Annotated in this window: 27 protein-coding genes; 7 read left to right on the top strand and 20 right to left on the bottom strand. The window is 46.3% G+C overall.

The genetic code is table 11. The annotated features are described in order from the left end of the window. Positions 1-408: 408 nt before the first annotated feature. The 6 genes from M1L66_RS08270 to M1L66_RS08245 all read right to left on the bottom strand — a co-directional run bounded on the left by M1L66_RS08270 (position 409) and on the right by M1L66_RS08245 (position 7,005). On the bottom strand, positions 409-1,740 hold the full coding sequence (locus M1L66_RS08270) for an ABC transporter substrate-binding protein (RefSeq protein WP_187022858.1): 1,332 nt from the start codon (positions 1,738-1,740) through the stop codon (positions 409-411). Between the two features lie 50 nt (positions 1,741-1,790). Next, the gene (locus M1L66_RS08265) at positions 1,791-2,582 is read right to left on the bottom strand and encodes a carbohydrate ABC transporter permease (protein ID WP_434692151.1); all 792 of its coding nucleotides are present in this window, start codon (positions 2,580-2,582) and stop codon (positions 1,791-1,793) included. Between the two features lie 59 nt (positions 2,583-2,641). After that, complete coding sequence (locus M1L66_RS08260; protein WP_434692148.1) at positions 2,642-3,490, bottom strand: carbohydrate ABC transporter permease; 849 nt, start codon at positions 3,488-3,490, stop codon at positions 2,642-2,644. An 8-nt stretch (positions 3,491-3,498) separates the two neighbouring features. Beyond that, on the bottom strand, positions 3,499-5,091 hold the full coding sequence (locus M1L66_RS08255; RefSeq protein ID WP_434694223.1) for a DUF5597 domain-containing protein: 1,593 nt from the start codon (positions 5,089-5,091) through the stop codon (positions 3,499-3,501). 632 nt (positions 5,092-5,723) lie between these two features. Next, complete coding sequence (gene trxB, locus M1L66_RS08250) at positions 5,724-6,641, bottom strand: thioredoxin-disulfide reductase (protein ID WP_434692145.1); 918 nt, start codon at positions 6,639-6,641, stop codon at positions 5,724-5,726. A 37-nt stretch (positions 6,642-6,678) separates the two neighbouring features. After that, entirely contained in the window at positions 6,679-7,005 is a 327-nt protein-coding gene (locus M1L66_RS08245; protein WP_025530155.1) for a thioredoxin family protein, read from the bottom strand. Between the two features lie 305 nt (positions 7,006-7,310). Between M1L66_RS08245 and M1L66_RS08240 the strand changes: the two genes are divergently transcribed. From M1L66_RS08240 to M1L66_RS08225, 4 genes are read left to right on the top strand one after another with little or no spacing between them, the layout of a single operon-like run. Then, positions 7,311-8,138 (top strand): hypothetical protein, encoded by an 828-nt coding sequence (locus M1L66_RS08240; RefSeq protein ID WP_434692142.1) that lies wholly within the window; start codon positions 7,311-7,313, stop codon positions 8,136-8,138. Between the two features lie 34 nt (positions 8,139-8,172). After that, positions 8,173-8,946, top strand: coding sequence for a nitroreductase family protein (locus M1L66_RS08235; protein WP_434692139.1), 774 nt, complete (start codon positions 8,173-8,175; stop codon positions 8,944-8,946). 11 nt (positions 8,947-8,957) lie between these two features. Then, the gene (locus tag M1L66_RS08230; protein ID WP_187022871.1) at positions 8,958-9,308 is read left to right on the top strand and encodes an ArsR/SmtB family transcription factor; all 351 of its coding nucleotides are present in this window, start codon (positions 8,958-8,960) and stop codon (positions 9,306-9,308) included. Positions 9,309-9,332: 24 nt separating this feature from the next. After that, positions 9,333-10,085, top strand: coding sequence for an EFR1 family ferrodoxin (locus tag M1L66_RS08225; RefSeq protein ID WP_434692136.1), 753 nt, complete (start codon positions 9,333-9,335; stop codon positions 10,083-10,085). Between the two features lie 18 nt (positions 10,086-10,103). On the opposite strand, the gene M1L66_RS08220 is transcribed toward M1L66_RS08225, so the two are convergent. From M1L66_RS08220 to M1L66_RS08210, 3 genes are all read right to left on the bottom strand, one after another. Next, positions 10,104-10,433 (bottom strand): TIGR04076 family protein, encoded by a 330-nt coding sequence (locus tag M1L66_RS08220; protein ID WP_187022873.1) that lies wholly within the window; start codon positions 10,431-10,433, stop codon positions 10,104-10,106. Then, positions 10,430-10,930 carry a hypothetical protein gene (locus tag M1L66_RS08215; protein ID WP_187022874.1) on the bottom strand — a complete coding sequence of 167 codons (501 nt, stop codon included), beginning with the start codon at positions 10,928-10,930 and terminating at the stop codon, positions 10,430-10,432. The genes M1L66_RS08220 and M1L66_RS08215 overlap by 4 nt, the downstream gene beginning before the upstream one ends. Before the next feature lie 174 nt (positions 10,931-11,104). Beyond that, on the bottom strand, positions 11,105-12,349 hold the full coding sequence (locus tag M1L66_RS08210) for a cation:proton antiporter (RefSeq protein WP_434692133.1): 1,245 nt from the start codon (positions 12,347-12,349) through the stop codon (positions 11,105-11,107). A 143-nt stretch (positions 12,350-12,492) separates the two neighbouring features. On the opposite strand from M1L66_RS08210, the gene M1L66_RS08205 reads away from it, so the two are divergent. Then, positions 12,493-13,395: a LysR family transcriptional regulator gene (locus M1L66_RS08205; protein WP_025530148.1), complete on the top strand. Its 903-nt coding sequence runs from the start codon at positions 12,493-12,495 to the stop codon at positions 13,393-13,395. A 101-nt stretch (positions 13,396-13,496) separates the two neighbouring features. Here M1L66_RS08205 and M1L66_RS08200 read toward each other — a convergent pair whose 3' ends face one another. From M1L66_RS08200 to M1L66_RS08190, 3 genes are read right to left on the bottom strand one after another with little or no spacing between them, the layout of a single operon-like run. Continuing rightward, the gene (locus tag M1L66_RS08200; protein ID WP_434692130.1) at positions 13,497-14,423 is read right to left on the bottom strand and encodes a DMT family transporter; all 927 of its coding nucleotides are present in this window, start codon (positions 14,421-14,423) and stop codon (positions 13,497-13,499) included. 1 nt (position 14,424) lies between these two features. Continuing rightward, a complete protein-coding gene (locus tag M1L66_RS08195) occupies positions 14,425-15,072 on the bottom strand; it encodes an AAA family ATPase (RefSeq protein WP_187022877.1) in 648 nt (215 codons plus the stop codon). Between the two features lie 13 nt (positions 15,073-15,085). Continuing rightward, on the bottom strand, positions 15,086-16,384 hold the full coding sequence (locus tag M1L66_RS08190) for a galactokinase (protein ID WP_187022878.1): 1,299 nt from the start codon (positions 16,382-16,384) through the stop codon (positions 15,086-15,088). Positions 16,385-16,594: 210 nt separating this feature from the next. On the opposite strand from M1L66_RS08190, the gene M1L66_RS08185 reads away from it, so the two are divergent. Then, positions 16,595-17,578, top strand: a complete 984-nt coding sequence (locus M1L66_RS08185; RefSeq protein ID WP_434692127.1) for a TIGR01212 family radical SAM protein — start codon at positions 16,595-16,597, stop codon at positions 17,576-17,578. 45 nt (positions 17,579-17,623) lie between these two features. Here M1L66_RS08185 and M1L66_RS08180 read toward each other — a convergent pair whose 3' ends face one another. Genes M1L66_RS08180 through M1L66_RS08170 form a run of 3 tightly spaced genes read right to left on the bottom strand, consistent with a single transcriptional unit; the run spans position 17,624 to position 19,794 of the window. Further along, on the bottom strand, positions 17,624-18,139 hold the full coding sequence (locus M1L66_RS08180) for a GNAT family N-acetyltransferase (protein ID WP_187022880.1): 516 nt from the start codon (positions 18,137-18,139) through the stop codon (positions 17,624-17,626). Between the two features lies 1 nt (position 18,140). Further along, a complete protein-coding gene (locus M1L66_RS08175; protein WP_187022881.1) occupies positions 18,141-19,358 on the bottom strand; it encodes a CapA family protein in 1,218 nt (405 codons plus the stop codon). Positions 19,359-19,368: 10 nt separating this feature from the next. Then, a complete protein-coding gene (locus tag M1L66_RS08170; protein WP_187022882.1) occupies positions 19,369-19,794 on the bottom strand; it encodes a flavodoxin family protein in 426 nt (141 codons plus the stop codon). A gap of 447 nt (positions 19,795-20,241) precedes the next feature. Between M1L66_RS08170 and M1L66_RS08165 the strand changes: the two genes are divergently transcribed. Beyond that, complete coding sequence (locus M1L66_RS08165) at positions 20,242-21,261, top strand: hypothetical protein (protein ID WP_434692123.1); 1,020 nt, start codon at positions 20,242-20,244, stop codon at positions 21,259-21,261. A 189-nt stretch (positions 21,262-21,450) separates the two neighbouring features. Here the strand turns inward: M1L66_RS08165 and M1L66_RS08160 are convergent, their stop codons facing one another. The 5 genes from M1L66_RS08160 to htpG form a co-directional block, all read right to left on the bottom strand. Then, a complete protein-coding gene (locus M1L66_RS08160; protein ID WP_187022884.1) occupies positions 21,451-22,293 on the bottom strand; it encodes a DegV family protein in 843 nt (280 codons plus the stop codon). A gap of 87 nt (positions 22,294-22,380) precedes the next feature. After that, positions 22,381-22,974 (bottom strand): flavodoxin domain-containing protein, encoded by a 594-nt coding sequence (locus M1L66_RS08155; protein ID WP_434692121.1) that lies wholly within the window; start codon positions 22,972-22,974, stop codon positions 22,381-22,383. Positions 22,975-23,010: 36 nt separating this feature from the next. Then, the gene (locus M1L66_RS08150; RefSeq protein ID WP_434692120.1) at positions 23,011-23,508 is read right to left on the bottom strand and encodes a MarR family winged helix-turn-helix transcriptional regulator; all 498 of its coding nucleotides are present in this window, start codon (positions 23,506-23,508) and stop codon (positions 23,011-23,013) included. Positions 23,509-23,638: 130 nt separating this feature from the next. Beyond that, on the bottom strand, positions 23,639-23,935 hold the full coding sequence (locus tag M1L66_RS08145; protein WP_117620958.1) for a sulfate transporter: 297 nt from the start codon (positions 23,933-23,935) through the stop codon (positions 23,639-23,641). 251 nt (positions 23,936-24,186) lie between these two features. Continuing rightward, positions 24,187-26,205: a molecular chaperone HtpG gene (gene htpG, locus M1L66_RS08140; RefSeq protein ID WP_055656408.1), complete on the bottom strand. Its 2,019-nt coding sequence runs from the start codon at positions 26,203-26,205 to the stop codon at positions 24,187-24,189. Positions 26,206-26,331 lie beyond the last annotated feature (126 nt).

Below are 26,331 nucleotides of genomic sequence, written 5' to 3'. Positions count from 1 at the left end.
ACCCGAGAGACCTCCCTGCCTGCAAGGAACATCACCGTTGTATCCCATATCGTTATACAGACCCCCGCACTAATAAAGAAAGTAACAGCATATATTAAAAATTTATGTGATTCATAAGACAGCAGATAAAGCCAAATACATGCCAGACCCATTACCACCAAAACTGTACTGATAATCGTCTTTTTCAGCAGAGTAATCAGTATCTCATGAGAAATAATAAACTGCTGCATTCCAAATAAAGATCGGTCAAAAATCCGGATATAATTGTTTGTAATATAAATAATTAGAAGTAATATCAGTATAAGAGTGATCCCATTTATCAAATACAGTGTCTTTTTTTTCATATTCTTATTATAGAGATACCAGAGGAAACAGTCAAGAAGGCTGTTTCCTCTGGTTATCACCAGTTTATTTTATCAGAACAGAGAATTGTTTGTCGAGTTCATCACAAAGCGAGTCTGCATTCAAGGTATCATTCATGGATGCTGCCGATATTGTTTCATAGAATATGTCTTCATACTCATTAGTAAATTTCTGAACTCCTGATTCCACAAAGGATTGATCTTCTGGATAATCCATAATCAGTTTCAGCGGTTCCAACATATTATATTCCCCTGCCACTGCAGGAATTTGTTTTGCTTCTTCTGCATACTTTTTTTGAGACTCCATAGAGAAAATAGTATTAAAGAGTTCTGCGCTGGCTTTTAAAACATTGGGATCATCACTTTTATAACATACCAGCATCGTCCCTGGTTCTTTAATCATTTTTGCATCTGCAGTGTTATCACTTACCGGCATTGGAAAAACGCCAATATTACAGTCTGGATTCTTAGATAATATACCGTCAACGGCCCATGAACCGTGGATCAGCATTGCCGATTTTCCTGTTGCTATCATATCCTGTGCATTATCCCACGAGGTTCCAAAAGGATCATCTCCCCAGTAAGGCTTAAAACTGAAATAAATCTCCATTGCCTTTTTAAAATCATCATCTCCCTTAAAACTGCTATCCAACCTGGCCTTTTTCACATACCACTCCTTGTCCTTCTGAACGGAGATCAGATCATTTACCGTTCTTGCATACAGTGCTAAAGCCCACTGTTCTCCCATGGGAGCCGCAAATGGCTGGATGCCCTCTGCCTGTAAGTTTTCGCATATCTGATATAATTCTGACAGTGTTCCGGGTTCACTCATACCATATTTTTCAAAGATATCTTTATTATAAAATACACCGTAACCACTTGTTTCCATAGGAATCCCAAATTGTCCCCCGTCTACCTGTCCAGAGGTCAAAAGCTGCTCATCTACATTCTTTACATTTTCAATTTCGACCAGGTCATATAAATACCCTGATTCCTGATACATAACAACATCTTCATTCGTATATAGATCAAACACCGCCGGCGCATCATCTGACGCAATTTTCGTCTGCAGCACAGTCACATAACTGTCAGCCCCAACAGTTTCAACGTTAACCTTAATATTAGGATTTTCTTCTTCAAACTTCTGAACCACAAATTCGACCCATGCCTTCTTCCCTTCCTCTTGCATATGATTCAGCCATGTAATGGTTATTTTCTTTCCGTCTGTCGTCTCCACAGATTCCGGTTCCGTCAATGCTTCTGTCTGCGGCTGTGCCGTACTATTCTGTTCTTCTTTTACCTCAGGTGCTTTCTGGCATCCCCCCAGTGTCCAAACCATGACTGCGCCCAAAGCTGCATACATTATTTTCTTTCTCATAACGTCCTCCATTCTGCCATCTGACTGGCTATTTTCTGATTTTTAAAGTATCAGTTCTTAACCGCCCCTGCCGCAATACCTTTAACAATATACTTCTGCATAAACAGGAAAAATATGACTACCGGTATCATTGACAATAGAGTTACTGCAAACGCAACTCCATAATCTGCGGTATACTGTCCAAAAAAATAAAATTGTTTTACTGTCAGAGTCCGCACTCCATCCTTTTGCAGTAAGATAAGTGCAATATTAAAATCATTCCACAGCCACATAACATGAAGCGCCGCAACCGTCGCCGATATCGGCTTCAGCAATGGAAATGTGATTTTAAAAAACGTCTGATACCTGTTGCAGCCATCAATCAAAGCTGCTTCTTCGATATCCAACGGAATAGACTTTACAAATCCCACATATAAAAATGAGGAGTATGCAATACTCGTTCCGGTCAGCATAAGGATCATTCCAATCAGATTATTCTGTAAATTTAAGGTTTTGAATATCTTATATACTGGAATCATAATGATCTGAAAGGGAATCATTAAGGAAGCCAGAAACAGCTTGTCGATACTTCTAATCAGACACGTTCTCTTTCCATTGCGTGCTATCGTATAACCGCACATTGAGGAACAAATTACGATCAGCAGTACCGACGGAAAAGTAACGATACATGTATTGTATATAGCACGAAAAAAATCACTTTTTTTAATTCCCTCTGCAAAATTACCAAGATAAAGCGCTTTCGGCATTGCCAGCACAGAACCTGCAATTTCCGGTTTTGTTTTAAACGCAGTAAGCACTGCCATATAGATAGGAAACAAAAAGAACAGAACGAGCAACGACATTAGAATTCTCCCCAATACATTCCCTGTCGACATCCTTTTTCCCCTTCTAAAACTTTCCGTCACAGTTCCACCTCTCTTTTTCTAAAAAAAGCAGAAATTCCCAAACCGATCGCAACCAACAGAATCAGAAAAGCCAGCGATACCGCCTGTCCATATCCTGCTTTATGGTAACTGTAGAGATTCTGATAAATGTAAATGGAAATAGTCCTGGAGGCGCCTGCCGGTCCTCCATCCGTTGCCGCCAGGGTGGTAGCAAATTCTTTTAGCCATGTCGTCACTGTCAGTGTAATACAGACTGTAAAGGAGGGCATAAGGAGAGGTAATGTGATTCCCCGAAACTTTTGGACCGCATTTGCTCCGTCCATCATAGCTGCTTCATAATAATCCTGAGGAATATTCTTAAGTCCAGATAAATAGATCAGCATATTGACTCCTGCTCCATTCCATAATCCCATCACGACAATAGCAGGAATCGCCATATACTTATTTCCCAAAAGATTTTTAATTCCAAACAGCGTTAAGAAAACCTCGCCAAACATAAATTTCCATAAAAAGGCTGTCAATATAGCCGAAAAACATACCGGAACAAAGTAAATAAGTCTGGCAAGCTTTCCGAATTTTCCTGTTTCTGTATGAATAAGAAGTGCAAGTGACAGTGACAGTACATTATTTCCAATGGTACCCAATAATGCAAAAATCAATGTATTACGTATCGGCCCATACAAACGCTGGTCTAAAAGCATGGTTTTAAAATTTTGACATCCTACGAAATGGTAGTCTTTCGCGATCCCATTCCAGTCGGTAAAAGCCACATGAATCCCCATCAGAAAGGGGATCAGCAAGGCAAACGTAAAGAAAGCCATACCAGGTAATAAAAATATATATTTACTGATATCTCTTTTTTTCATACTTTTCCTCACAGTTCTGCATGCAAAACTCCAATATCCGGTTCCACCCACAACCCCATATCAGACTCATCTCCGTTCCTTTTTTTCGTAACTTTAAATCTGTTTTCTTCATCAAAATAGCCTTCTTCCACCTTGATATAGCTGATATTTCTGGCTGCAATCTGCTTATAGGAAACAAGAATGTCCGACATTTCTTCCAAAGAAGTCTTTTTTATCAGTACCAGTTTATATCCGCCTCCCGCAAGATAGAAACTTCCATTTCCCTCATAAATGATGAGACCTTTGGCAATCTGTGAAATATATTCCTCTTCATTGTGGCTGGGATCCAGATGAATATAAGCCTCATCGCTAATACAATTTAAATAGTAGACTCTGCCATAATAGTCACCAAAATCAATAAATTGAGAATCCATTCCCTCATACTGAGCGACTGCATAGATTCGCCCTGTTCCATGATACTTTTCAATTAATGGTTTCATGGCTAGCAGAACAGATATCGTATCCTTATAATCCAGACATTCCTCTTTTATAATCCCCTTTCCGTCAAAAATACTGTCTATAGCAAAACAATGAACCGATGACAACTCATGCTTTTCGATCATCCGCAAAAGATGTCTGCCATTATTCCCATTCGCCTTCGATTCCGGAATATACAACAAATTATCGGCCCGCTTATAAATCGAACAAATTTCATTGTAGATTTCATAAGACTCAAAATAAATATCTGGAGCAATACAGTCAATATGGGGTGCAAATGCCTTCCACAAATCGAGCACAAGGGAAGTTCCACCTCCCGACGGATAATCAATACCGGCAATCCGGTTTGAAGTCTCTCTCACCCATACATTCACATACATCGGAATATCATAGATACTTTTTCCTCTTTCCGCGATTCTCTCAATGTATTTGCATACGTAATAGGCCGAAAATATCTCCGGAGCGTGAAATCCAAACGTCATCTGCCAGTTTTTCCATTCTTCACAGTTATGTTCTGACACGCAGTCATATACTGAACCCTCTCTCAAAGTCCTGATCCACTGAAACAACTCTTCAGGAATCAGAGATTCAAAGACTTGATTTGCAGTCTCGGAATAATCCCTGGGGGTCCCCAAATGTCCTGGTTCATTTTCAACTTGAAGAGCAAGGACAGTTCCATTTGCATTTTTCTCTCTCACGTGCCGTACAAATCTCTCAAATGCCTCCGCATCTTTTTCCATATTTTTCTTACACAGCGGAGACAGAATCGCTGTATCCATTCCACTCTTATTTTTGCAGACCCTGTATGTTTCTTTCTCTCTTTTCATCCATTGCGGTATATAGTGAGATGCCCCATTTTTCCACGACCCAAACCATAAAAGTATTACTTTCAGCTTTCTGGCTTCTGCCTCCTCCAGAATCATGTCTATCTGTTCAAAACAGTATTCATTCTTTCTGGGCTCCAGGAGTTCCCAGTACACTGGTGCGGCGATTGTATTCATTCCCATTGCCTCAATTCCCTTAAACGCCTGCCGCATTGCCTCTGCATGATAGGTACTTGAATTATTTGTCTGCCCTCCTATAGAGAAAAAAGGAGCTCCATTTACTTGAAACAGGCTCTTCATCACATGTTCACTTCCTCTCTGATTTGAATAAGCTTATTTTACAATGCTGTCTGCATATTGCCTAGTATTCCGCTCTATCATGCGGTATTTTCATGCTAAAATGCTATATTTTACGCTGAAATACTATGTTTACCCGCTTTCACTCTCAGTTTTGTGCAAAGCCTTCTTTGCTTTAGCGCACAAAAACACAGTCCCCTGTTTCACTGATATGCAGCAAAAAACAGGATATTAATCTGCTTGGCAATCTTCCCTGTTTTAGGCTATAATGTTTCTCAGTAATGTTATTCATAGCAGCTTAATTTTACCACAAAAAGAACGCCTCTAGGTTACATACCTGTAAGCGTTCTTTTTTATGTGACTTTGGTCACAGTCCCTTCATTCTGTCTTCTGACCAAAATCCACTACATATTAAGCTTTCTCTACACCAGAAACAGTTTACTATGCAGAAATATATTACGATTTTCCGCTTAGTCCCTCCGCCTCTGCCTTGCCCAGCAAATAAAGGAATGCAAGAGCCGACACTCTCAAAATGGGAACCACTGTTTCATGTCTTGTAATTCCCACAACATCCAACTCAGCAATAAAGATATTAGTTTTGCCTTTTAAGGAGGCTTTACTGCCCACATTTTTTATTATTTCTGAATAAATTCTTCAATAAACTTAGAGGCCACAGCTCCATCTGAAGCGGCTGTAACGATCTGGCGCAGCGGTTTTGTTCTCACATCGCCGACCGCAAATACCCCCGGTACGTTCGTCCTGGTCGTCTCGTCCGCGATGATATATCCCTGTTCATTTCTCTCCACCTGTCCTTCAAAAACTGCTGTGTCAGGCACTCGTCCAATCGCTACGAAGAGGCCGTCGCAGGCGATCTCCCTCTCTTCCCCCGTCTTCACATCGGCCAGGCGGACTCCCGTCACCTTCTTCTCGTGGAAAATCTCTTCAATACGACTATTCCACAAAAACTCGACCGGGCTGTCCTTCAGCGCATTCTGGTATACCATGGAGGCACGCAGTGCGTCTCTCCGGTGAACGAGATATACTTTCTTACAGATCTTTGCCAGGAATAACGCATCCTCCGCCGCGCTGTTGCCGCCGCCGGATACCACGACAGTCTTGTCCTTATACCGCATTCCGTCGCATACCGCGCAGTATGCCACTCCTCGGCCGCGCAGCTTCTTCTCTTCCGGCAGTCCCAGTTCTCTCGGTGAAGCGCCGGTGGCGATCACCACCGTCTTTGTGAGAAGCTCACCGCCTGTAGTCGTGATCTTCTTCGGCTCGGCCTGAAGATCCACACGGATCACCTCGTCAAAAGAAGTCTCCGCACCGAAACGGTCGGCGCCCTTTTTCATCTTATCTCCCAGCTCGAAGCCGTCGATTCCGTCTTCAAATCCGGGATAATTATCTACCTGACCGGTAGTCGCCATCTGACCGCCCGGCGACAGCTTTTCCAGCACCAGGACCGACATGCCGCTTCTTGCGCAGTAAAGTGCCGCACTATAGCCGCCAGGACCTCCGCCAATGATGACAACGTCATATATTTTATCGTTCATATCGTATTCTCCTCTTGCGAACAGTTATTGTTTCGTTTTAAACCGCGCCGTTCTCTTTCAGCCAGTCCTCAATCTCTGTCATGGAACCCGGGTTGATGAGAGGCTCGCTCGCCTTACCGCCCTGATATACGATCAGTGTCGGGATCGTCTCGATCTCGTGCTTCTCCTCCAGTTCCGGACTCTCATCGATATCAACCTTGCCCACCAGAAGCTTTCCTTCATACTGTGCCGCCAGACGGTCCACCACCGGTCCCAGTCTGCGGCAGTAACCGCACCACGGCGCCCAGAAATCCAGAACCACCGGTTTTTCTGCCTGAAGTACCTCTTTGTCAAAATTATCTTTATTAATTGTCATGATATCCATCGTTGCTGCTCCTTTCCCTCTGCTGTAACTACTGTTATTTTCTCAGATACAGTTCATACTGTAATTATATTAGTTACAGTATGAACTGTCAAGGGGTTTTCGTAATTATTTTCAATTTTCTATTTATAATTTTCCATCGTAACAGCCGCGTTCTCTTGCCCCCTCACTCTCCGCTTGCTATAATTATGATATCCAATTTCTGAATAACATCATCGAATCAACACACACTGATAAATTGAAAGGAGCCTTCATCCATCATCGGCAAAGCTGTCTCACGGATGGAACAGGGCAGAAAGGCGGTATCCATGTCAGTCATTAAAATAACCGGTGCGTATGAGGGCAGCCTCAAACACATTTCCCTGGAAATACCGAAAAACAAGCTTGTCGTATTCACCGGTGTCTCCGGCTCCGGCAAGTCCACACTGCTCATCGACGTCCTGTTTCAGGAATGTCAGAGACAGTACCTGGAAGCCATGTCATTACAGGGCATTCAGAAGCCGAAGGTGGAACGCATACAGGGCGTGTCGCCTGCGATTGTAATTTCCCAGACAGACAGTAATAAAAATCCGCGCTCCACCGCCGGAACTGTGACGGATGTCTACACCGATCTGCGCATGATCTACGAAAAGCTGGGAATCCGGACGTGTCCCTTCTGCGGGGAGACCATCTCAGCCGTCGACGAATCGCTGTCTCTGGAGCAGGGGGCGGTACGCTGCTGGGAAAAGCAGTATGGAGTCTACCAGACCTCCATCCTCTACCGCGCGTTTCAATATTATGGACTTCCCGATGGCTCCAATATTCCGGTCAATCAGATGCATGAGCTCCAAAAGGCGCTTTTATATGAAGGAGTTGAAAGTCCCCTGATCAAACAGGCCTATCCTGATCTCAAACCGCCCAGGACGACAGCGGCCGGAAAGTTTGAAGGAGTCTTCCCTATTCTTCTCCGGCGTCTGTCCGAAAAGAATGGAGATGCCGGAATTCTGGACCCATACTTCGACGTAATCGAATGCCCGGACTGCGAAGGAGAGCGGCTGTACGAACTGAGCCGCAATGTAACGGTTGCCCCCTCCGTAACGATCATCGGTAATGAATTTCTTTACCGATGTTGTATTGCATGCTCCTGTTCGTTATAATGGTTCATGAACTTTAACGAAAGGAGTCTGAAATATGGAAGGACATCAGGTATCGATTGATTCAACAAAATGTATTGGCTGCGGTGTTTGCGCGAAAGTATGCGCTGCACATAATATTATCATCAATTATAAAAAAGCAAAAACATTATCCGATCACTGCCTCATGTGCGGACAATGCAGCGCAGTCTGTCCAAAGGAAGCCATTTCCATCACCAATTATTCTGTGGAACAGATCGTAAAAAAGGAAGAGAACCGTCTGAATCCGGACGATGTGTTAAATGTAATCCGTTTCCGCCGGACCATCCGGCAATTTAAGCAGAAAGAAATTCCCAGTGAAGTAATCAGCCAGATTTTGGAAGCGGGCAGACTTACGCATACAGCGAAGAATATGCAGGATGTATCCTTTATCGTGCTAGATCGTGAAAAAAATCGTATCGAGCAAATGGCGGTCAGCCTCTTTCGGAAGTTAAAGCCATTAGCAGATTTGTTCAGTTCCATGGCAAGAAATAATAAGATTGATGATAACTTCTTCTTTTTCAACGCGCCTGTTGTCATTGTTATTTTGGCAAAAGAAAAAACAAACGGTATTCTCGCAGCACAGAATATGGAATTTGTCGCGGAGGCTAATGGTCTCGGCGTACTATTCAGCGGATTTTTCACAACGGCGGTTAATGCTTCGCACAAAATAAAAAAGGCGCTGAACATACCAAAAGGAAAACGAGCCGCCATGACCCTGGTAATGGGTTACCCGGCCGTTAAATTTCTCCGTTCTGCACCGCGTGAAAAATTAGACGTCAGCTATCGATAAGGAGGCCGGTAATGGCAAAAGAATGTGATGAGAACCTGTTAGAAATCGTTCATGGCTTTCAGAAATGCAGAAACGCATTTACCGCCATTGGCGATGAAACAAGACAGCTGATCCTGCTGGTGCTGTTGGAAAGCGATCTGTCCGGAATCCGAGTCGGTGAAATTGCAGAGAAAGCACATCTTACAAGACCCTCCGTATCCCACCATCTGCAAATATTAAAGGAATCCGGGATTGTTGCAATGCGGAAAGAGGGGACGAAGAACTACTACTATTTAAGTGTAGACGGAACGCAATGGAAAGAGATTGCTGATTTGATCAACCTCATTTATGCGAGCATACGTCATATCAGTTCGCAGCTATAAAAAACAAGGCGAAAGGTGATTACTATGATCTTATATTTTTCAGGGACAGGAAACAGCGAATACACTGCAAAGAGAATTGGCAGAGAGCTCCGGGACGAGGTCCTCAATTTGTTTGAAAGAATCCGAAACCACGATTATTCAGAAATACACTCAGACAGCCCGTGGGGCGTCGTCGTCCCTACTTATGCATGGCGGATTCCGCGCATCGTACAGGAATGGCTGGAAAACGCGGCGCTGACCGGGAACAGGGACATTTATTTTGTGATGACCTGCGGCGGCAGTATCGGGAATGCAGGCAGATACTTAGAAAAGCTTTGTGCTGCGCGGAAGTTTCACTATCTGGGATGTGCCCAGATCAAGATGCCGGAAAACTACATTGCGATGTTTTCCACACCGACACAGAAGGAAGCACTGGACATCATCCAGCGGTCTGAAGCTGTGATTGACAAAACCGCTCTTACGATAAAGAGAGGCGAGCCCATTCCACAGCCTGCCTTGACCGCTCAGGATAAGATAAACAGCGGTATTATAAATGATATTTTTTATCCTGCGTTTGTTCATGCAAAGAAGTTTTCCGCTGCCGACACATGTATATCCTGCGGAAAATGCATAAAAGTCTGCCCGCTGAACAACATCCGGCTCGAAGCAGGAAAACCGGTATGGGGTAAGAACTGTACACACTGTATGGCCTGTATCTGCCGCTGTCCTGCCGAGGCCATAGAATATGGGAAACACAGTAAAGGAATGCCGCGGTACGTTTGTCCAAAGACGATGTAGACGGCACTCCCCTTCCTCTTACTCTATTGTCTCATCATTCTCGCCAAAGGTTTCCACGCGAAACACTACGGGACGTATTCCATCCGTACAGCAGACGATGGTCTGTCCGTCTTTCCGGTTCCACGGTTTATACGTCCCGCCTGCTGCTAAGCTTGTGACACTGTGGTAAATGTCAATCCACGCCCAGGGACAGAATCCCTCGGGCATCTGCGCGCCTCCCTCAAAGACAAAGCTGTCTCCCACGTTCAGCAGGGCACAGGGCCCTGCCTCCCTGCCTTCCGTTAAGTATTCATCGGCAAAATCCGGATAAAATTCTTTTCGAAGAACTGTTATTTTTACTCTTTTCATCTTACACCTCTGTCTGCTGTAATCGTAAATTCTCCGGGTACATCAGGATTGTCCCAGGCCGGATGTTCATCAAATCTCTTCAGGATAAACTTGTTGTTTATGACGGCGTTGATAATCTCGCTGACAGTGTATTTCCTGTAGCTGCATCGCGGCATCTTCTGTCTGACACTGTCTTCGTAAAAACGTGCGTGAGCCATCTCTCCCTCAAAAACAGCAGTCGAGAAGTAGCTCATGGATGGCTGTTCCAGATTCAGGATATCCGCAATCTTGGTAAATGGGTGGAAATCGCTGCAAATCATCGTTCCGCAGGAACCGCAGATATTGGCAATCTTTCTGCCTTCATACGTATCAAAATACGCAGAATACTTTTTCAGCATCGCGGCCGGATTCTCTCTGATTTTATCTGCCTTCTTACAAGGATGCCCCTCTTCCTTAAGCCAAAACTCGTAAGCGTTATATTCCCACGCACGTTTGTTTCCGGAGCTGTAATCCATCATAAATCCGCCTCCCTGTTCTGATTTTCTTTCACCTGCAATCCCATTTCTTCTATAATGATTTATATCATAGCAGATAACAGCCCATTTTACTACATCCCGATCATATCAAACGCGTGAACTTACTCATGTGTTATACACGAGCTTCCTTTTTCAGCCATCAACACTTTCTATTCTTTATTTCACTGCGTGGGCCGGCTGATAATCTTCCACAGACTGGATCACTTCCCGCTTGATCGTTCCCGAAAGGAAGAACGACATCTTCGCACACGCCGGGCCAATTAGCTCATAGAGCACGGAGGATGACAGGATGATGGTCAGGAGCAGACTTCCGATCTCTGCCGGAAGCATTCTCTGTCCAAGGAACGCAAGACCGATGGCAACGCCGGCCTGTGGAATCAGCGCCAGGCCGATATAGCGTTTCATGGTTACAGGCATTCCTGTCATGGAGCATCCGATGTAAGCACCCGCGTATTTTCCAACGATACGGATAAAGAAATAGCTGACTCCTATGATTCCTGCCGTCCGGAGCGCCGTCACATTTAAATTCATACCGGAAATGATAAAGAACATGGACATGACCGGCGGCGTAAAATGGTTCACCTGCTTAAACAGCTTCTTATCATTGGTCACGTTCATATATGTCGCACCGAATACCATGCAGGACAGAAGGGGAGAAAGCTGGAAAAATGCGCAGATGCCCGAGATCCCCAGCAGCATCGCCACCGCCAGAATCAGGCGGTTATCCTTGCTCCTGGCCGGTGTCAGCAGCTTCGACAGCACAACTCCGCATAAAAATCCGAGAACCAGTGCCATGAGATTCCAGAAGATGGGAACCATCACATCCGTAAATGAGATATGGCCGCTGGTTCTCGCATTGACCACCGCCACTACGGCACTGAATGTCAGAAGGCATACCACATCATCCAGAGCCACCACCTGCAGAAGGACATTGACAAAATCGCCTCTCGCATGGTACTGATGAATGGTCATCATCGTACTGGCCGGAGCGGTAGCCGTGGCAATGGCCCCCAGAATCAGCGCGAAGTTCCATGACATTCCGAATATCATTCTCATGCTGATCGTCACGAGAACACCGGCCGCCAGCGCCTCGAAGATCGTGATGATAATCACCTTGATCCCTGCTTCCTTAATAACTTCCTTCTTAAAAAATTTCCCAACGCCGAAGGCGATAAACGCCAGCGCGATATCACTCATAAATCCCATATGTCCCAGAATATCCGACGGCACCATCTTTAAGCAGCACGGACCGATCAAAACTCCGGCTATGATATAGCCGCTGACGTTCGGCAGCTTCAGCCGTTTCGTAATTCTGGTGACAATAAACCCCGCGAACAGTATGATAGACAGCGAACAGAGTACCGCTGTAGATTCATCCATCTGACTGTATAAAAGTTCCATAAAAACATCCCCTTTTTCCCCATTATTGTTGATACTATATGATTTTTCTCCTTTCTATGGTACAATTATAGCAGTCATATGTATAATAGCAAATTATGGTATCTATTGTATCTATAAATTTTTATGATAGGGGTGTGATGTTCATGATGGATTCCAAACTGGAAACCCTGATAAAGGTCAATGAGACACGCAGTTTTACAAAGGCGGCCGAACTGCTTTCCCTGACGCAGCCGGCGGTCAGCCAGCATATCCGGCAGTTGGAACAGGATCTGGGTGCAACGCTCTTCATTCGGGGGGAGGGCCCCCTGAAACTGACGCAGGAAGGGGAAATTGCGATAAAGTACGCCAAAAGAATCCAGACGCTCTACCAGAATCTGGAGCAGAGTCTGGGTGATCAGAAGCGTCACATCACCAGGCTGTCCGTCGGAATCACCCACACCTCAGAGAGCAATATCATGGTGGAGGTTCTGGCACGTTACAGCAGCCTGAACGCAGGCTGCCGCATAACTATTATTTCTGACACCATAAATAATCTTTATAATAAGTTGAAAACTTACGAGCTGGACCTGGCAATTGTCGAGGGAAAGATCGTGGATAATAACTTTAATTCCGTCATGCTGGACACGGATTCCCTGATCCTGGCAGTATCCAACCACAATCCCCTCTCAAAGAAAAGCATTGTGACACTGGAAGAGCTGAAAAAACAGCGCCTGATTCTCCGCCTGCCGGATTCTGCCACCAGAAACTTATTTATCTCCCACCTGGAGAGCAATAACGTCTCTATCGATGAGTTAAATGTGACTCTGGAGGTGGATAACGTGGCCACGATCAAGGATTTGGTGCGAAGAGACTTCGGAGTGTCGATTCTGGCAAAGAGCGCATTTGCCTCGGAACTGCGGAAAGGAAAGATGACCGGACTGCCCATCGAGAACCTGAGCATGACGCGGGAGATCAATATGGTTTACCATAAGGATTTTGAGCATACAGATCTATTGCAGGAGATTACTAAGATCTACTATGAGTACTCCAGAAGTAAGTATACTTGAGATTGTGTTTTTTCCGGTGGGATCATTGAAAGTTACGCCGCCGCAGAGTTGAGCCGGGAAAGGGCGGGCCGGAAGCATGGGCGCTTTTTAGAGGTTGGCTGCTACTGCTGTTTGTTTACAATATAGATCCCGATACAGACCAGGACCAGTGCCCCTATAGCGGTCAGCCCGAAGGCCTGTTGTCCTTCGCCCAGGAACAGGGCTGAGAGGACCACTCCGAAGACCGGGTTCATGAAGCCGAAGACGGCGACTTTGGAGACAGGATTCAGTTTCAGCAGGATTCCCCAAAGGGAATACGCTACTGCCGAGACGGCAGCCAGGTAAAAAAGCATGGAAATGGAAGGCGCTGTCCACACACTCACGCTTCCGCCGGTGAGATATCCACAGAGAATCATGATAATTCCACCGAGCAGGAACTGCCAGCCGCTCAGCATAACCGGATTATCCTCCCGGGAATAGATTTTTATCAGGACTGAGGAGACCGCATAGGCGATGGTCGAAAGCAGGATGAAGCCTTCTCCGGTCAGGGACAGGCTCATGTCCAGTCCGCCTTGGTTGATGTTGATTAAAACGACACCGGCAAAGCCGGCGATGCAGCCGATGATCTTGTGTTTGTCCAGCTTTTCCTGGCGGAAAATAAGGCTGGCTATGAGAATGGCTACAAATACGTTGGAGGCCTCAATAATAGAGGCCTTCACCCCTGTCGTGTGGGCGAGGCCGACATAGAAAAAGAGATACTGGATGACGGTCTGGAACAGGGAAAGCTTAGCGATCCGGATCCAGGAGGTCTTCCGGGGGATTAGAGGACGGCGGTTCATCAGGCTGCCTAGGAAAATCGTCAGCACACCTGCAAGGGTAAAACGGCAGCCGGCAAACAAAAGCTGGCTGGAGATGTCATTGCCGTCAATCTGAAATAATTGATATCCTATCTTTATACATGGAAAAGCGCTGCCCCACAGCGCGCAGCAAATCATCGCTGTGAGGCAGACGCCCATCGTAGTCGTTAGAAACGCACTTTTCCGGTTCATCTTACAGTTCAATTCCTTTTAACTTGATGTAATCCTTAATAAGCTTCGCGGTCTGCTCCAAATCGAATTTGCTGGTATTGATGATCAGATCGTAATTGGTCCAGTCCTCCCAGCGGCCGCCTGTATAGTAACGGTAATACTCCTTGCGCTCTCTGTTAATCTTCTTCACACGTCTTGCAGCCTCTTTTTCATCCACCTTATCCACTTCCATGGTACGCCTCACCAGGGCCGGGACATCGGCATAAACGAAGATTTTTACGAGGCCCGGCACGTCCACGTCCTCGCGGCTTAAGATGTAATCAGCACAGCGTCCGGCAATGATGCAGGACTCCTGGTCTGCCAGTTCCCGGATAACCTCGGACTGGAAACGGAACAGATTCTCTGGTTTTACGATATCGCCGTCTGTAGACGGCTTCCCCAGCTGCGGCTTCATCCCGCTTACAATCTTGTAAAGCAGATTATTGCCCGCCTTTTCATCGGCCAGACGGAAAAATACCTCTCCGACTGCACTCTGCTCCGATGTCATGGTCAGAATTTCCTCATCGTAAAAATGTATTCCCAGCTCTTCCGCCAGCGCTTTGCCTACGATCCGGCCGCCGCTGCCGTACTGCCGCCCAATGGTAATGACCAGATTCTGTTTTTCCTTCATGGTACCTTCCCCCTTATTGTTCTTCCATTACCGCATCAAAACAGATGGCTCCGTAAGGACGAATGCTCATGCGGTAAGCATTGCCCTCTCCGAGGGCCTTCTCGATATATGCCACGTACTCTTCCACCAGATCGTTTGGCAGCATAGCCATGATAACACCTGCGAAACCGCCCCCGTGAACACGGCACGCGCCGCGCTGTTTCCCGGCGATGAATAATTCCGTAAGTGCTAATGCGACAGTGATCCCCTGCTCCTGATAGGCACTGTTGGTAAAGCAGTTCTGAAGCCATTTCCAGGAGGAATTGCCGGAAGCCGTGATATTGCTTAAGAAATCGGAAAAACGGCCTTCCTTTAATGCCTTTACTTCCGCCTCCACGCGCTTGTTTTCCTCAAAGAAATGAAGGGCGCGCAGCACAGAACGGTCTCCCGCATACTCTCTCACTTCCGCAAGGTGTCCAATTACCTCTTCTTCCGTAATCTCGGCGCAGACCTCTTTTCCAAAAAATTCGGCCACTTTCTTCATCTCGATCGGCACAGAGGAATAATCCGCGCTTAAATCCGCATGGCCCTTTCCGGTATTGACGATAATCAGGCTGTGATTCTGGGAGCTGAAATCAAAATCGATCTTCTCCACAACCGGAGAAGCCGGCTCCAGAAAATCGATGGTGATGAGACCACCGACCGCACAGGCCATCTGATCCAGCAGTCCGGAGGCCTTGTCCCAGTATACGTTTTCGGAATATTTTCCAATGTGGGCGTAGGCTACGGTATCCATACGGCCTTCATTAAAGAATGTATTTAAAATAGAACATAAAAGCATCTCGAAGGACGCGGAGGAGCTGACGCCGGCCGCGCTGATGACATTACTCGTAATATAGGCATTAAAACCGCCAACCTCATAGCCGGATTCCTTAAAGCCTTGAAGGAGTCCCTTCACCAGGTCAATCGTTCCCGCTTTCTTATCGCTGGGGGATAAATCATTCAGATCAATGATAAAGCTCTGATTAAATGTTTCGCTGATAATATGTACCTTGCTGCTGTTGTTTTTCGCAGCCACACCGACACAGTCTAAGTTAATGCTTCCTGCAAGGACTTTTCCATGGTTATGATCCGTATGATTGCCGCTGATTTCCGTACGTCCCGGGGAACTGAACAGGGTCACGTCTTCTTCCGCAAATTTTTTCTGAAAACTTTTCACAAGATTCTGATACCGTTCTATATTGGCATCCACCGCCGCTTCGCCGTACAGTGCGGTCATAAGCTTTCTGGATTTTTCAGATTCGAGCATTTGAATTGTATCGCATACTTTCATGTCACATGATCTCCTTTTTTCCATACATTTTCAAAATATCAGAATACCTCCGACACCTGCGCCGCGGGAATCTGCTCTTTGACAAAAGTATATCATAACTTACGAGTCTTCTACAATATAATATTTATCGAAATCCTATAATTTCATTTGACACCCGCCCTGCCGCTTCCTTATAATGAGGAAGAACTCAAAAGGTAAGGAGGACTTTTCATGTACTGGAACGAAAAACCGTACCATTCCCTGGATTATGAGATGAAACATATCTATGGTCATAAAATATATAAACTGGCATTAGACGGCGGCATGACCTGCCCGAACCGCGACGGCACCCTGGGTACGGACGGCTGTATCTTCTGCAGCGGCGGCGGCTCCGGAGAATTTGCCGAATCCCTGTCCGCACACGTATCCGTCACGGAACAGATCGAAGCGGCTAAGGCCCGGGTAGAAAAAAAGATGGAAAAAAACCGGCCCGGAGCTTCACCGGAATATCCCAAAGGTCGTTACATTGCCTATTTCCAGTCCTATACAAACACGTACGCGCCGACTTCGCGCTTAAAGGCGCTGTTTACTGAGGCCATCACCCATCCGGACATCGCTGTCCTGTCCATTGCCACACGCCCCGACTGCCTTCCGCCTGAAGTAATTGCGCTTCTGTCTGAGTTAAACCGCATAAAACCGGTCTGGGTGGAATTGGGCCTGCAGACGATTCACGAAGAAACAGCGCGCTTCATTCGCCGCGGCTACCCGCTGTCCGTCTTCGAAGATGCTTTTCAAAGACTCCATGCCGCCGGTCTGACCGTGATCGCCCACGTAATTCTCGGCCTTCCCGGGGAGACGCCCGCCATGATGCAGGATACGGTCAGCTATCTCGGCCGCTTAGGGGAACACGGCATTAACGGTATAAAACTGCAGCTTCTGCATGTGCTGGAAGGAACCGACCTTGCCGTCTTATACCGCGCAGGTGGTTTTCAGACCTTTTCATTGGAGGAGTACCTCGATCTCGTAATCGACTGTATCGCTCTTCTCCCGCCGGAGACGGTAATCCATCGGATCAGCGGCGACGGTCCCAAAAAGCTTCTCGTAGCCCCCGTATGGAGCGGAAACAAACGGCTTGTGCTGAACTCCATGGCAAAGCGCTTCAAAGAACGCGGCGCGTGTCAGGGGGACCGGTATTTGAAGGAGCAGACGGATTGAGCAATTTCCTTCCTCCATTCATGAACGGAAAAACTGGCGGTCTCTTTATACCAGAGCCGCCACTCTCTCAAACCCATACTCATGCAGGACAAGATCATCATCAATCACCTCGTCATACACTCCCTCTGCCCTTTTGAAACCATTCTTCACATAGAGATTAATCGCCGGTTCATTGATATCCACAACAAACAGCCTTAAGTATTCAGCCCCCAGTTCTCCCGCCCGGGCAATCGCCATGTTAAGCGCAATACTGCCAATTCCCCTTCTCAGGTAATCGACGTTCACTCCAAACCGGTCAATGTAAAGGGCATTCCCCTGCTCATCGTTCCATCTCACACAGTCAGCTCCTGAGGCTGAACTGCACAGGGCAAATGCGGAAACAATTCTCTCTTCTTCCATGAGAACGTAAAGACGATTCCTTTCAATATCTTCGGCGAAAAACTCACAAGGATATATTTCGTCCCAGATCGGGACTCCACTTTCAACCATATTTTGGATGATATCTTTATATACAGCTTTAAGCTGCGGTAAATCAGTCATTTCAGCCAACCGTAAATTCATGTCAATTCCCCCGCACGGCGCCATTTTCATCAATGGACACACCGAATGAAATCCCCTGTATGTACTGATAAAACTCTGCCTTCTTTCCCGGATCGGTCAGTTCCTTTGTAAATCCGGCCCCGGAAGTGCCTGGAACCAGGGATAAATTCACCTGATTCTGTTCCAGATCCACATCAGCGCGCAAAAGCGCGGTCTTCGGAATGCTGCTTCCAAAGATAAAATTGCCGAGACTGTATACAATCGGCTTTCCCTGATAGTATTCAATCCCCTGCAGTACATGAGGATGGCTTCCAATGACGAGATCGGCTCCCGCATCGATCAGCTGTCTGCCAAGGGTCCGCTGGTATTCCTGCGGCTTTTCGTCCCGCTCGATTCCCCAGTGCATGTACACCACCAGATAATCACAGTATTCCCCGGCCGCTTCGATCTCTTTTAAGAGTATGGATGGATCGTATCCACTTACCATTCCCGGCTTTTTGCTGTTTGCCACCCAGGAAGTATCGGGATACACCCTTGAGGCTGCCAGGAAACCGATGGTTCTGCCGCGCACCTCGATGATCTCCAGCTGCTTTGCACGGTCCATGTTGGCACCGGCGCCTACATAGGGGATTCCCGCATTCTCCAGAGTCGTACACGTATCCACCAGTGCATCTGTTCCATAATCCAGTGTGTGATTATTCGCAATCGTCACGATATCGATCCCCAGCTCATGCATCATGGAGACCCGTTCCGGTGGTACCCGAAATGTAAACTGTTTATCCGGAGCCGGCGTTCCTCTTTCGCTGAACGGGAACTCCTGATTCGCCATATAGATATCCGCCCTGCTGATTTCGTCCCGATATGCCTCATCCAGCACTCCATGTATGCCCCCTGCATTATCATAAGCGTTCAATACATGACTGGAAAAATATACATCCCCGCTAAAAAGCAGATGAACGACAGGATCCTCCGGTTCTGTCTCCGCCACTGCGGCCGTACTTGCTGCTTCCGTTTCCGATACTTCCAGCTTTAACACTTCCTCCGTGGCCGCCTCCGGAGCCGAAGCCGCCGTCTGCTCCCCTTCCTGCGCCGCGGGAGCCGCCGCTGTCTCCTGACCGGAGGCAAGAGTCTCCCTTATGCCGCCTCTCTGTCCATCCACCGCAATCCATACGAGGAGTGCCGCAAGGAGAAATACCGGAAGGATAATCAGAAGCTTCATTAATAAATTCGTCCGTTTCATCCCTTCCTCCTTAATTCATGATCGAATGATTCATGATAGATGCCTGACTCATAACTTTTTCTGCAAATATTTCCGTTTCTTCCTTAATTTTCGCATCGTAAACCCGTTTTCCACTACAAAAGTACGTTTCTTTCATAACCTTTAAGTCATGATACTTCAGAAATACTTTATAAATTTCTGATGCACCTTCCTGAATTCCTGCTGTGGTAAAGATGGCTACACACTTTACCTGCTGTGGGGACAGGCTCTTTATATATTCTTTCAGTTTCCCGGGAATCTGTCCCCAATAAACCGCACCTCCCAAAAATAAGATATCCGTTACTTCTTCCAGCGGAACTTCGATGGATTCCGCCTGGCAGCCCGCCATCGGTGCAATGGCTTCCGCGATTACTTTCGTATTCCCTGTTCTGGAATAATAACGCACTGCTGTCTTCATGCTTCCTGCTCCAATCTCTTGATAGTCTTTACTAATCTTACACTGAGACTGTGTATTTGTCAATTTATGCCAGATTGATCAGAGGACTGCCAGAAGGGGAGGGAGAAGATAATCAACAAATATATAGTTATTCTAGTCAACATTATAGAGTTGCATTTTAGAATAAATTGCAATATAATATATAATATAACTATATTTTTGTGTTTTATTCTTTCATTACATTCTTATAATCTTAATTATCAGACTTTATCTCCTTTTTTTATTTTATTTATACATGCCAAATACCATATGCTTTATTATTTTTTATGAATAAAACGACATACGATCCTCCTTTTTCATTTAATTTCTTTTAACCTCCCATCTTTTTAATACTTATAATTAAGATTATAAGTACTATTAAAAATTCATATCTATTTCATTAAGAAAACGAGAGGAGAACTTGTAAAAATGAAAAAAATATCTACCTTAATATGTGCATTTTTCATGGTAATCATAATGGCGGGAAATGCATTCGCAGGTACATGGAGGACAGGACAGGCTCCAAATCAGGATAAATGGTGGTATGACAACGGTAATGGAACTTATCCGGCAAATGGCTGGAAATGGATTGATGGAAATGACGATGGTGTCGCCGAATGCTATTATTTTAATCCGGATGGATGGTTATATGTAAATACTACAACACCAGATGGATATATAGTCAACGAAAACGGTGCATGGACAGAAAGCGGTATTGTTCAAATCTCAATTGTACCCCGGCAAAGCAGCGGCTATAATCAGTTTATTGCCGACAGTAATCAGGAAGACGGCAACGATTATGATGAAGAAATATTAATGCCCTGGTATGTGCAAGAGACTATTTTTAATCCAGACAGATCCGTACTTAAATATATTACTCTGGGCTGTGATACCGGCTGCCGCATTTATTATACGGTTGGTGTAAAGCCTGATGACCCAACTAATCAAGATGATATCTATACAACAAAAACACGCTCCGGTTTTCAATACGGTTCTCCTGCTTTAAAACCCGGCCAAACTTTAAAGGCTATTGCCGTAAACAAATCTACCGGTAAAAAGAGCGGTGTTACAGTCCTAAGATATGAGGATGCGGTTAATGCAAATAAAGGACGCTCAGGCAACATTGCCGGTTCATCTAATTATAATAGCAATAACGGTAGTAGCAATCGCAGTTCCTCAGTTATCTCTGATTCAAATTCGGCTTCCAGCAAGACTACAGCGCCGCGTCAATGTCCGGTCTGTCTGGGTAAAGGCTATACCACCTGTACCTACTGTCATGGGAGCGGCATAGGACAAAACGCTTCGTTTGGGCTCGGAGGCGGGATTTATGGGGGAGAAACAGGAATCTATGACGACGGTGGAATCAGCCAGGGAATCTGTCCTTCTTGCGGCGGATCCGGAACAAAAACATGTGCCGGATGTGGTGGTATCGGAACGGTAGGTTACTAGTGCCTCCCGGCGTAAATTCGCCGGGCGGTACTAGTACAGCGTTGCATAAGCTCCGGTGAATTCTGCACTAGAGTCCTTCAATTAATAGAACATAATCCCTATAAAAATTGCCGCTATGCACTTAATCGCACATAGCGGCAATTTTATCTCTATTAACCAACAAGCCTGCTAACCGGTATTTCGCACAAACTACAATGCAACGATAATCCCGCCGTCACTGGCATATACCGTCGCCACTCCGGCCGTCTCCGTAATGATGACATCCCTAAATGACGCCTGGCGGCACATCTCGTTCTTCACCACCTCTGCACGCTCGGGATTGTTGCAGTGGGCGATAATAAGTACCTTGTCCTTCGTCTCTCCCGCTTCCCGGATCGCGATATCGGCCATGCGCGTAAGGGCTTTATTAATTCCCCTCGCCTGATCCAGCTTGATGATCACACCGGAATCAGCTCCCATAACCGGCTTAATGTTCAGTGCGGTAGCAAAAAATGCCTGAAGGCCGGTCAGACGGCCGTTCTTGCGCAGCGTGTCCAGACTCTCCAGTACGAAATATGTTCTCATATTCTTAATAAAGCTGCGTGTCTTCTCCTCAATCTCCTCAAACGGAAGAGATGCCTGACAGAGCGACTGGATATAAAGGGCGATGTTTAACTCCCCGGAAGAAGCGGAATCGGAACTGAAAACAGCGATGTTCTTCCCCTCCTGGCCATGTTCCTCCTCATAGAGCTTCTTCGCCAATACGGCGCTGTTGTACGTTCCGCTTAAATGCTCGGACAGAGTAATAACAAATATCTGCTCTGCGTCGCATTCAAATGCCTCTTTAAACCTCTCAGGCGACGGACATGCGGTCTGCGGGCACTCACTGCTGCTTCTTACCAGCTCCAGAAACTTCTTCTGGTCAAAGGTCTCATCATCTATTACCTGGGTATGCTCTACCTGCAAAGTAAGGGGAATGATCTGAAAATGCGGATCTTTCTTTAAGTCAGCCGTTAAATCCAGACAGCTGTCCCCGATAATCTTATAGCTCATATTCTATTTCCTCCTGACATATAACTTGTCATGTAGTATTCATTACTATATATTATAGAGAAGCCACGGTGGAATGTCAATAGAATATTACTCCTGAACTTCCGCATTTTGCATCTGTTCCCGAAGATCCGGGCCACTCGTCCCGTTTTCGGCCATAAGAAAGCCGGTAATCTCATTCAGGCTTTCAAAATCTGTAAAATCCACCTTCCTGCCAAATGTCTCAATCAGCCCCTGTGTCTCGGAATTCCGCTCTTCCGGCGGGATCTTCTTAACCCTGCTGTACAGAAGCCCCATCATCGCCCTGTGTGCGACAGACAGCCTGGAGTAATCCATGCCTCCTCTCAGATGAAAGAGCTTCGTTTCGGCCCAAAGCGGGTCCGCCAGCTGCTTCTTTATAAAATTCTGAATATTTCTGACATTCGTTTCATCAGCCGGGTCAGACAGTCCTACTGTGACCACCAGAAGCTTCGCGGCCGGTTCCCGGCGAAGCAGCTTTGCCGTCTGGCTCAGACCGAGAATCTGTCCGGCATAGATCCCTCCCAGGTGTATGACCACTTTACAGGAAGAGAGAGACTTTACCTCCTTGCAGTTCCTGCACGGTATTCCCGTCCTTCGTGATAATTCTTCCGCATAACGCTTCGTCGTTCCGTACTTGCTGCCATAAATAATGATTCGCTCCATATCCTTCCTCCTGTATCCTTCTTTTTCCTGTGACCGTCACGGTGCCGCCGTCATCGCCTCTTCCGCAGCCTCCAGACCGCCGATTCCATCGTACAGCTTCATAAGCAGCGTAAACAGCTGCTCCATCTCCTGATCCGTGTACCCTTGAAACAGACAGGCAAGTTTTTGTCCGTGAAGCGCTGCAGCCTGTTCAAAGTACTCGGACAGCCGTTCCGTTGGAAGCAGAAATGACGCCCGCTTGTCATTTTCGTTCTGTATAATTGTAACGAAACCCTTCTGTTCGAGAACTGCGGCCAGCTTCTTGATATTCTGCCTGGAGCATCCCAGCAGATCTCCCAGCTGGGTGAACGTCAGCCGCTCCTCCGACTGCCTCACCATGGTCAGAAGCATAAACTGCTTAAGCGTGATGCCAGAGCTGCTCTTATCAAATATGGTCTGAAGCCTGTTTTCAGCAATGCACAGCGTGCTGAACACGGCTTTCTCCTGCCTTTCTCTTGTACCTTTAAATCGTCTGATGAGATCTGAAATCTGCATGCGTTCCTCCATATAGTAACTTGTTACCTATTTGTCGTAAAGAGGAGGACAGGAAAGTCCGCAGGCTTCCCTGTCCTATTTTCCGGCTGGTCTCCATGAGATCAGCCGGTTCGTCTTATCTGTCTGTAGATCAGTCGTCTTCCTGCGCGCCTACAACCCCCGCCGTACTGGCGGCAGTCGCAACGACAATCACGACAACAAAGAGGATCAGCAGAATAATCCCTCCAAAAAATGCCAGCATAAAGGTCGTACCGTCATCTTCCGAAGCCGTCTCTGCGGCAGCCGGTTCCGCGGCAGCCGCCACGTTTTCCGTCTCCGCATGAGAGATGAGCACCGCACCCGGGGCTGCTCCTGCTAATACTCCGATGGCCAGCGCCAGCATAAGCCGCAGCACTGCCTTCTTTATCTCCCTTATCTTGTCCGTCATAAGAATCTCCTCCTGGTTACTATACAATCATAGTACCTAGTACTGCATTGGACAAATACCAGTAAATTCAGCACCCGCTATCTACGCCAGGTGTACGCCTGCAAAGCTAGTCGTAGCGCCCACTACGCCGTCGCTTTGCAGACGCACACCTGACGCAGATATCAGGCACTGAATTCACCGGTATTCATCCAATGCAGTACTAGTATATCATAAGGGAGCGGAAAATGGTATCCCCAATCATTCTTAGTTTCTTATTCCTCTTCTTTACCCATATCTGCCATAAGGATCATGATATCGTTGCTTCTCGCAATGAATTTCGTCATGCGCTCCGGAGTCAGGGATCCGTGGCTTAATGCGGCCAGGTCATACAGCTGCTCGCAGATTTCCTGGATGTGGCCGCCCTCTCTGTGATTCAGTACGTACTGAACCAACTTATTGTTGTAGTTGAGCACCAGAGTCTCACCGCCGGCTCCAAACATGGACGGATCCATACCAGGCATGGTGTACATCTTCATCATCTCCTGCATACGACGGCTGTCTTCGGAGACCGTGATCATGGAAGAGACTGCTTCATTTTTCAGTTTTTCCACTTTTACTTCCAGTTTATCGTTGCCAAGCGCCTTCTTGAACACCTCTGTCAGCGCATCCGCATCGCCCTTCATGGCTTCCCTGGCCTCTTCCGTCATCTCTTCCTTAAAACTGTCTGATAAGTCTGAGTTGATAGCCAGGAACTTCACATTCTCATTCTTCTGCTCCAGGAAATTGATGAACGGGCTGTCGATATTCTGAGTCATATAGACCGCATCCATGCCTTCCTGCTTAAACATATTGATGTACTGGCTCTGTTCCTTCTCGTCTGTGATATAGAATACGGTGTTCTCATGCTTTTCCTTATTCTCCTCCAGGCAGTCGGCCAGAGTGAAATACTTGCCTTCCAGATTCTTGAAAATGATATAATCATTCATCTTTTCAGCGAATTTCTCGTCCTTTAAGCAGCCGAATTTGATAAATGGATTGATATCATCCCAGTACTTCTCGTAATTCTCACGGTCGGTCTTGAACATACCGCTTAACTTGTCCGCTACCTTCTTTGTGATGTAATCGGAAATCTTCTTGACAAAGCCGTCGTTCTGCAGCGCGCTTCTCGATACGTTAAGCGGCAGATCCGGACAGTCGATCACACCCTTCAGCAGCATTAAGAACTCCGGAATTACTTCCTTGATGTTGTCTGCGATAAATACCTGGTTGTTGTAAAGCTTGATTACGCCTTCCAGGCTGTCATAATTTAAGTTCAGTTTCGGGAAGTATAAAATTCCCTTTAAGTTAAACGGGTAGTCCATGTTTAAATGAATCCAGAACAGCGGTTCCTTGTAGTCATGGAATACCTTACGGTAAAAGCCTTTATACTCTTCCTCTGTGCACTCGTTCGGATGCTTGTTCCACAGCGGGTGAATGTCATTCTCCGGAACGGGACGCTTTAATATCTTATATTTTTCCCTGGCAGGAGAAATCTCTACGACTTCTTTTTCGCCGTTCTCATTCTCTTTCTCCTCAGTCTTGGCTTCCTCGACGATCGTCTCGATAATGGTGTCTTTCTCGGTCAGCTCGTCCTTCTCGATGGTATCATACTGCGGTTCAGCGGAGGAATTCTCCAGATAAATCTCCACCGGCATGAAGGAACAGTACTTCTCCAGCACTTCTCTGGCGCGGTACTCGTTGCAGAACTCCAGACTCTCTTCATTCAGGTACAGCTTAATCGTGGTTCCGAAGGATGTCTTATCCCCCTCTTCCATCTCATATTCCGTGCCGCCGTCGGATTCCCAGTGAACCGGCGCCGCACCTTCCCGATAGGATAATGTATCGATCGTCACCTTATCTGCTACCATAAATGCGGAATAGAAGCCCAGTCCGAAATGGCCGATAATCTGATCCTCATTGGCCTTGTCCTTATACTTTTCCAGGAAATCCTGTGCTCCCGAAAATGCGATCTGGTTGATGTACTCATCCACTTCTTCCATGGTCATACCGAGGCCGTTATCGGTGAAGGTGATCGTCTTATCATTGGAATCCACCGTCACGGTAATCTTAAATTCCACGTCCTCCGGCTTCTGCCACTCTCCCATGACCTCAAGCTTCTTTAATTTCGTGATCGCGTCGCAGCCGTTAGACACTAATTCACGGTAGAAAATGTCGTGATCCGAATAAAGCCACTTCTTGATAATCGGGAATATGTTTTCGCTGTTAATTGTCAAACTACCTGTCTTTGCCATATCCATACACTCCTTACTCTTTGCTGTATATTTTTCCATGGTTTGCCATGGTTTCTCACTCTTTGCCTGCAAAGAGTATTTTAATACTCCATTTTCCAAATGTCAATAGAAAATTAGCACTCATTT

Origin of the sequence: Hungatella sp. SB206, from assembly GCF_051132295.1 — a bacterium.
GTDB classification, from domain to species: domain Bacteria; phylum Bacillota; class Clostridia; order Lachnospirales; family Lachnospiraceae; genus Hungatella; species Hungatella effluvii.
Note: the sequence above shows the minus strand (reverse complement) of the source record. Positions and strands in the feature narration are given on the sequence as shown.

Bases quoted from the DNA above. Each gene is read 5' to 3' on its own strand.
- M1L66_RS08150 (WP_434692120.1), bottom strand. From the start codon at position 23,508: ATGCAGATTTCAGATCTCATCAGACGATTTAAAGGTACAAGAGAAAGG.
- M1L66_RS08200 (WP_434692130.1), bottom strand. From the start codon at position 14,423: ATGAACCGGAAAAGTGCGTTTCTAACGACTACGATGGGCGTCTGCCTC.
- M1L66_RS08145 (WP_117620958.1), bottom strand. From the start codon at position 23,935: ATGACGGACAAGATAAGGGAGATAAAGAAGGCAGTGCTGCGGCTTATG.
- M1L66_RS08170 (WP_187022882.1), bottom strand. From the start codon at position 19,794: ATGAAGACAGCAGTGCGTTATTATTCCAGAACAGGGAATACGAAAGTA.
- M1L66_RS08270 (WP_187022858.1), bottom strand. From the start codon at position 1,740: ATGAGAAAGAAAATAATGTATGCAGCTTTGGGCGCAGTCATGGTTTGG.
- M1L66_RS08190 (WP_187022878.1), bottom strand. From the start codon at position 16,384: ATGAAAGTATGCGATACAATTCAAATGCTCGAATCTGAAAAATCCAGA.
- M1L66_RS08240 (WP_434692142.1), top strand. From the start codon at position 7,311: ATGTCAGTCATTAAAATAACCGGTGCGTATGAGGGCAGCCTCAAACAC.
- M1L66_RS08210 (WP_434692133.1), bottom strand. From the start codon at position 12,349: ATGGAACTTTTATACAGTCAGATGGATGAATCTACAGCGGTACTCTGT.
- M1L66_RS08225 (WP_434692136.1), top strand. From the start codon at position 9,333: ATGATCTTATATTTTTCAGGGACAGGAAACAGCGAATACACTGCAAAG.
- M1L66_RS08215 (WP_187022874.1), bottom strand. From the start codon at position 10,930: ATGATGGATTACAGCTCCGGAAACAAACGTGCGTGGGAATATAACGCT.
- M1L66_RS08175 (WP_187022881.1), bottom strand. From the start codon at position 19,358: ATGAAACGGACGAATTTATTAATGAAGCTTCTGATTATCCTTCCGGTA.
- M1L66_RS08155 (WP_434692121.1), bottom strand. From the start codon at position 22,974: ATGGAGCGAATCATTATTTATGGCAGCAAGTACGGAACGACGAAGCGT.
- M1L66_RS08265 (WP_434692151.1), bottom strand. From the start codon at position 2,582: ATGTCGTTGCTCGTTCTGTTCTTTTTGTTTCCTATCTATATGGCAGTG.
- M1L66_RS08255 (WP_434694223.1), bottom strand. From the start codon at position 5,091: ATGAAGAGCCTGTTTCAAGTAAATGGAGCTCCTTTTTTCTCTATAGGA.
- M1L66_RS08245 (WP_025530155.1), bottom strand. From the start codon at position 7,005: ATGGATATCATGACAATTAATAAAGATAATTTTGACAAAGAGGTACTT.
- M1L66_RS08185 (WP_434692127.1), top strand. From the start codon at position 16,595: ATGTACTGGAACGAAAAACCGTACCATTCCCTGGATTATGAGATGAAA.
- M1L66_RS08230 (WP_187022871.1), top strand. From the start codon at position 8,958: ATGGCAAAAGAATGTGATGAGAACCTGTTAGAAATCGTTCATGGCTTT.
- M1L66_RS08165 (WP_434692123.1), top strand. From the start codon at position 20,242: ATGAAAAAAATATCTACCTTAATATGTGCATTTTTCATGGTAATCATA.
- M1L66_RS08195 (WP_187022877.1), bottom strand. From the start codon at position 15,072: ATGAAGGAAAAACAGAATCTGGTCATTACCATTGGGCGGCAGTACGGC.
- M1L66_RS08180 (WP_187022880.1), bottom strand. From the start codon at position 18,139: ATGAATTTACGGTTGGCTGAAATGACTGATTTACCGCAGCTTAAAGCT.
- M1L66_RS08160 (WP_187022884.1), bottom strand. From the start codon at position 22,293: ATGAGCTATAAGATTATCGGGGACAGCTGTCTGGATTTAACGGCTGAC.
- M1L66_RS08205 (WP_025530148.1), top strand. From the start codon at position 12,493: ATGATGGATTCCAAACTGGAAACCCTGATAAAGGTCAATGAGACACGC.
- M1L66_RS08260 (WP_434692148.1), bottom strand. From the start codon at position 3,490: ATGAAAAAAAGAGATATCAGTAAATATATATTTTTATTACCTGGTATG.
- M1L66_RS08220 (WP_187022873.1), bottom strand. From the start codon at position 10,433: ATGAAAAGAGTAAAAATAACAGTTCTTCGAAAAGAATTTTATCCGGAT.
- htpG (WP_055656408.1), bottom strand. From the start codon at position 26,205: ATGGCAAAGACAGGTAGTTTGACAATTAACAGCGAAAACATATTCCCG.
- trxB (WP_434692145.1), bottom strand. From the start codon at position 6,641: ATGAACGATAAAATATATGACGTTGTCATCATTGGCGGAGGTCCTGGC.
- M1L66_RS08235 (WP_434692139.1), top strand. From the start codon at position 8,173: ATGGAAGGACATCAGGTATCGATTGATTCAACAAAATGTATTGGCTGC.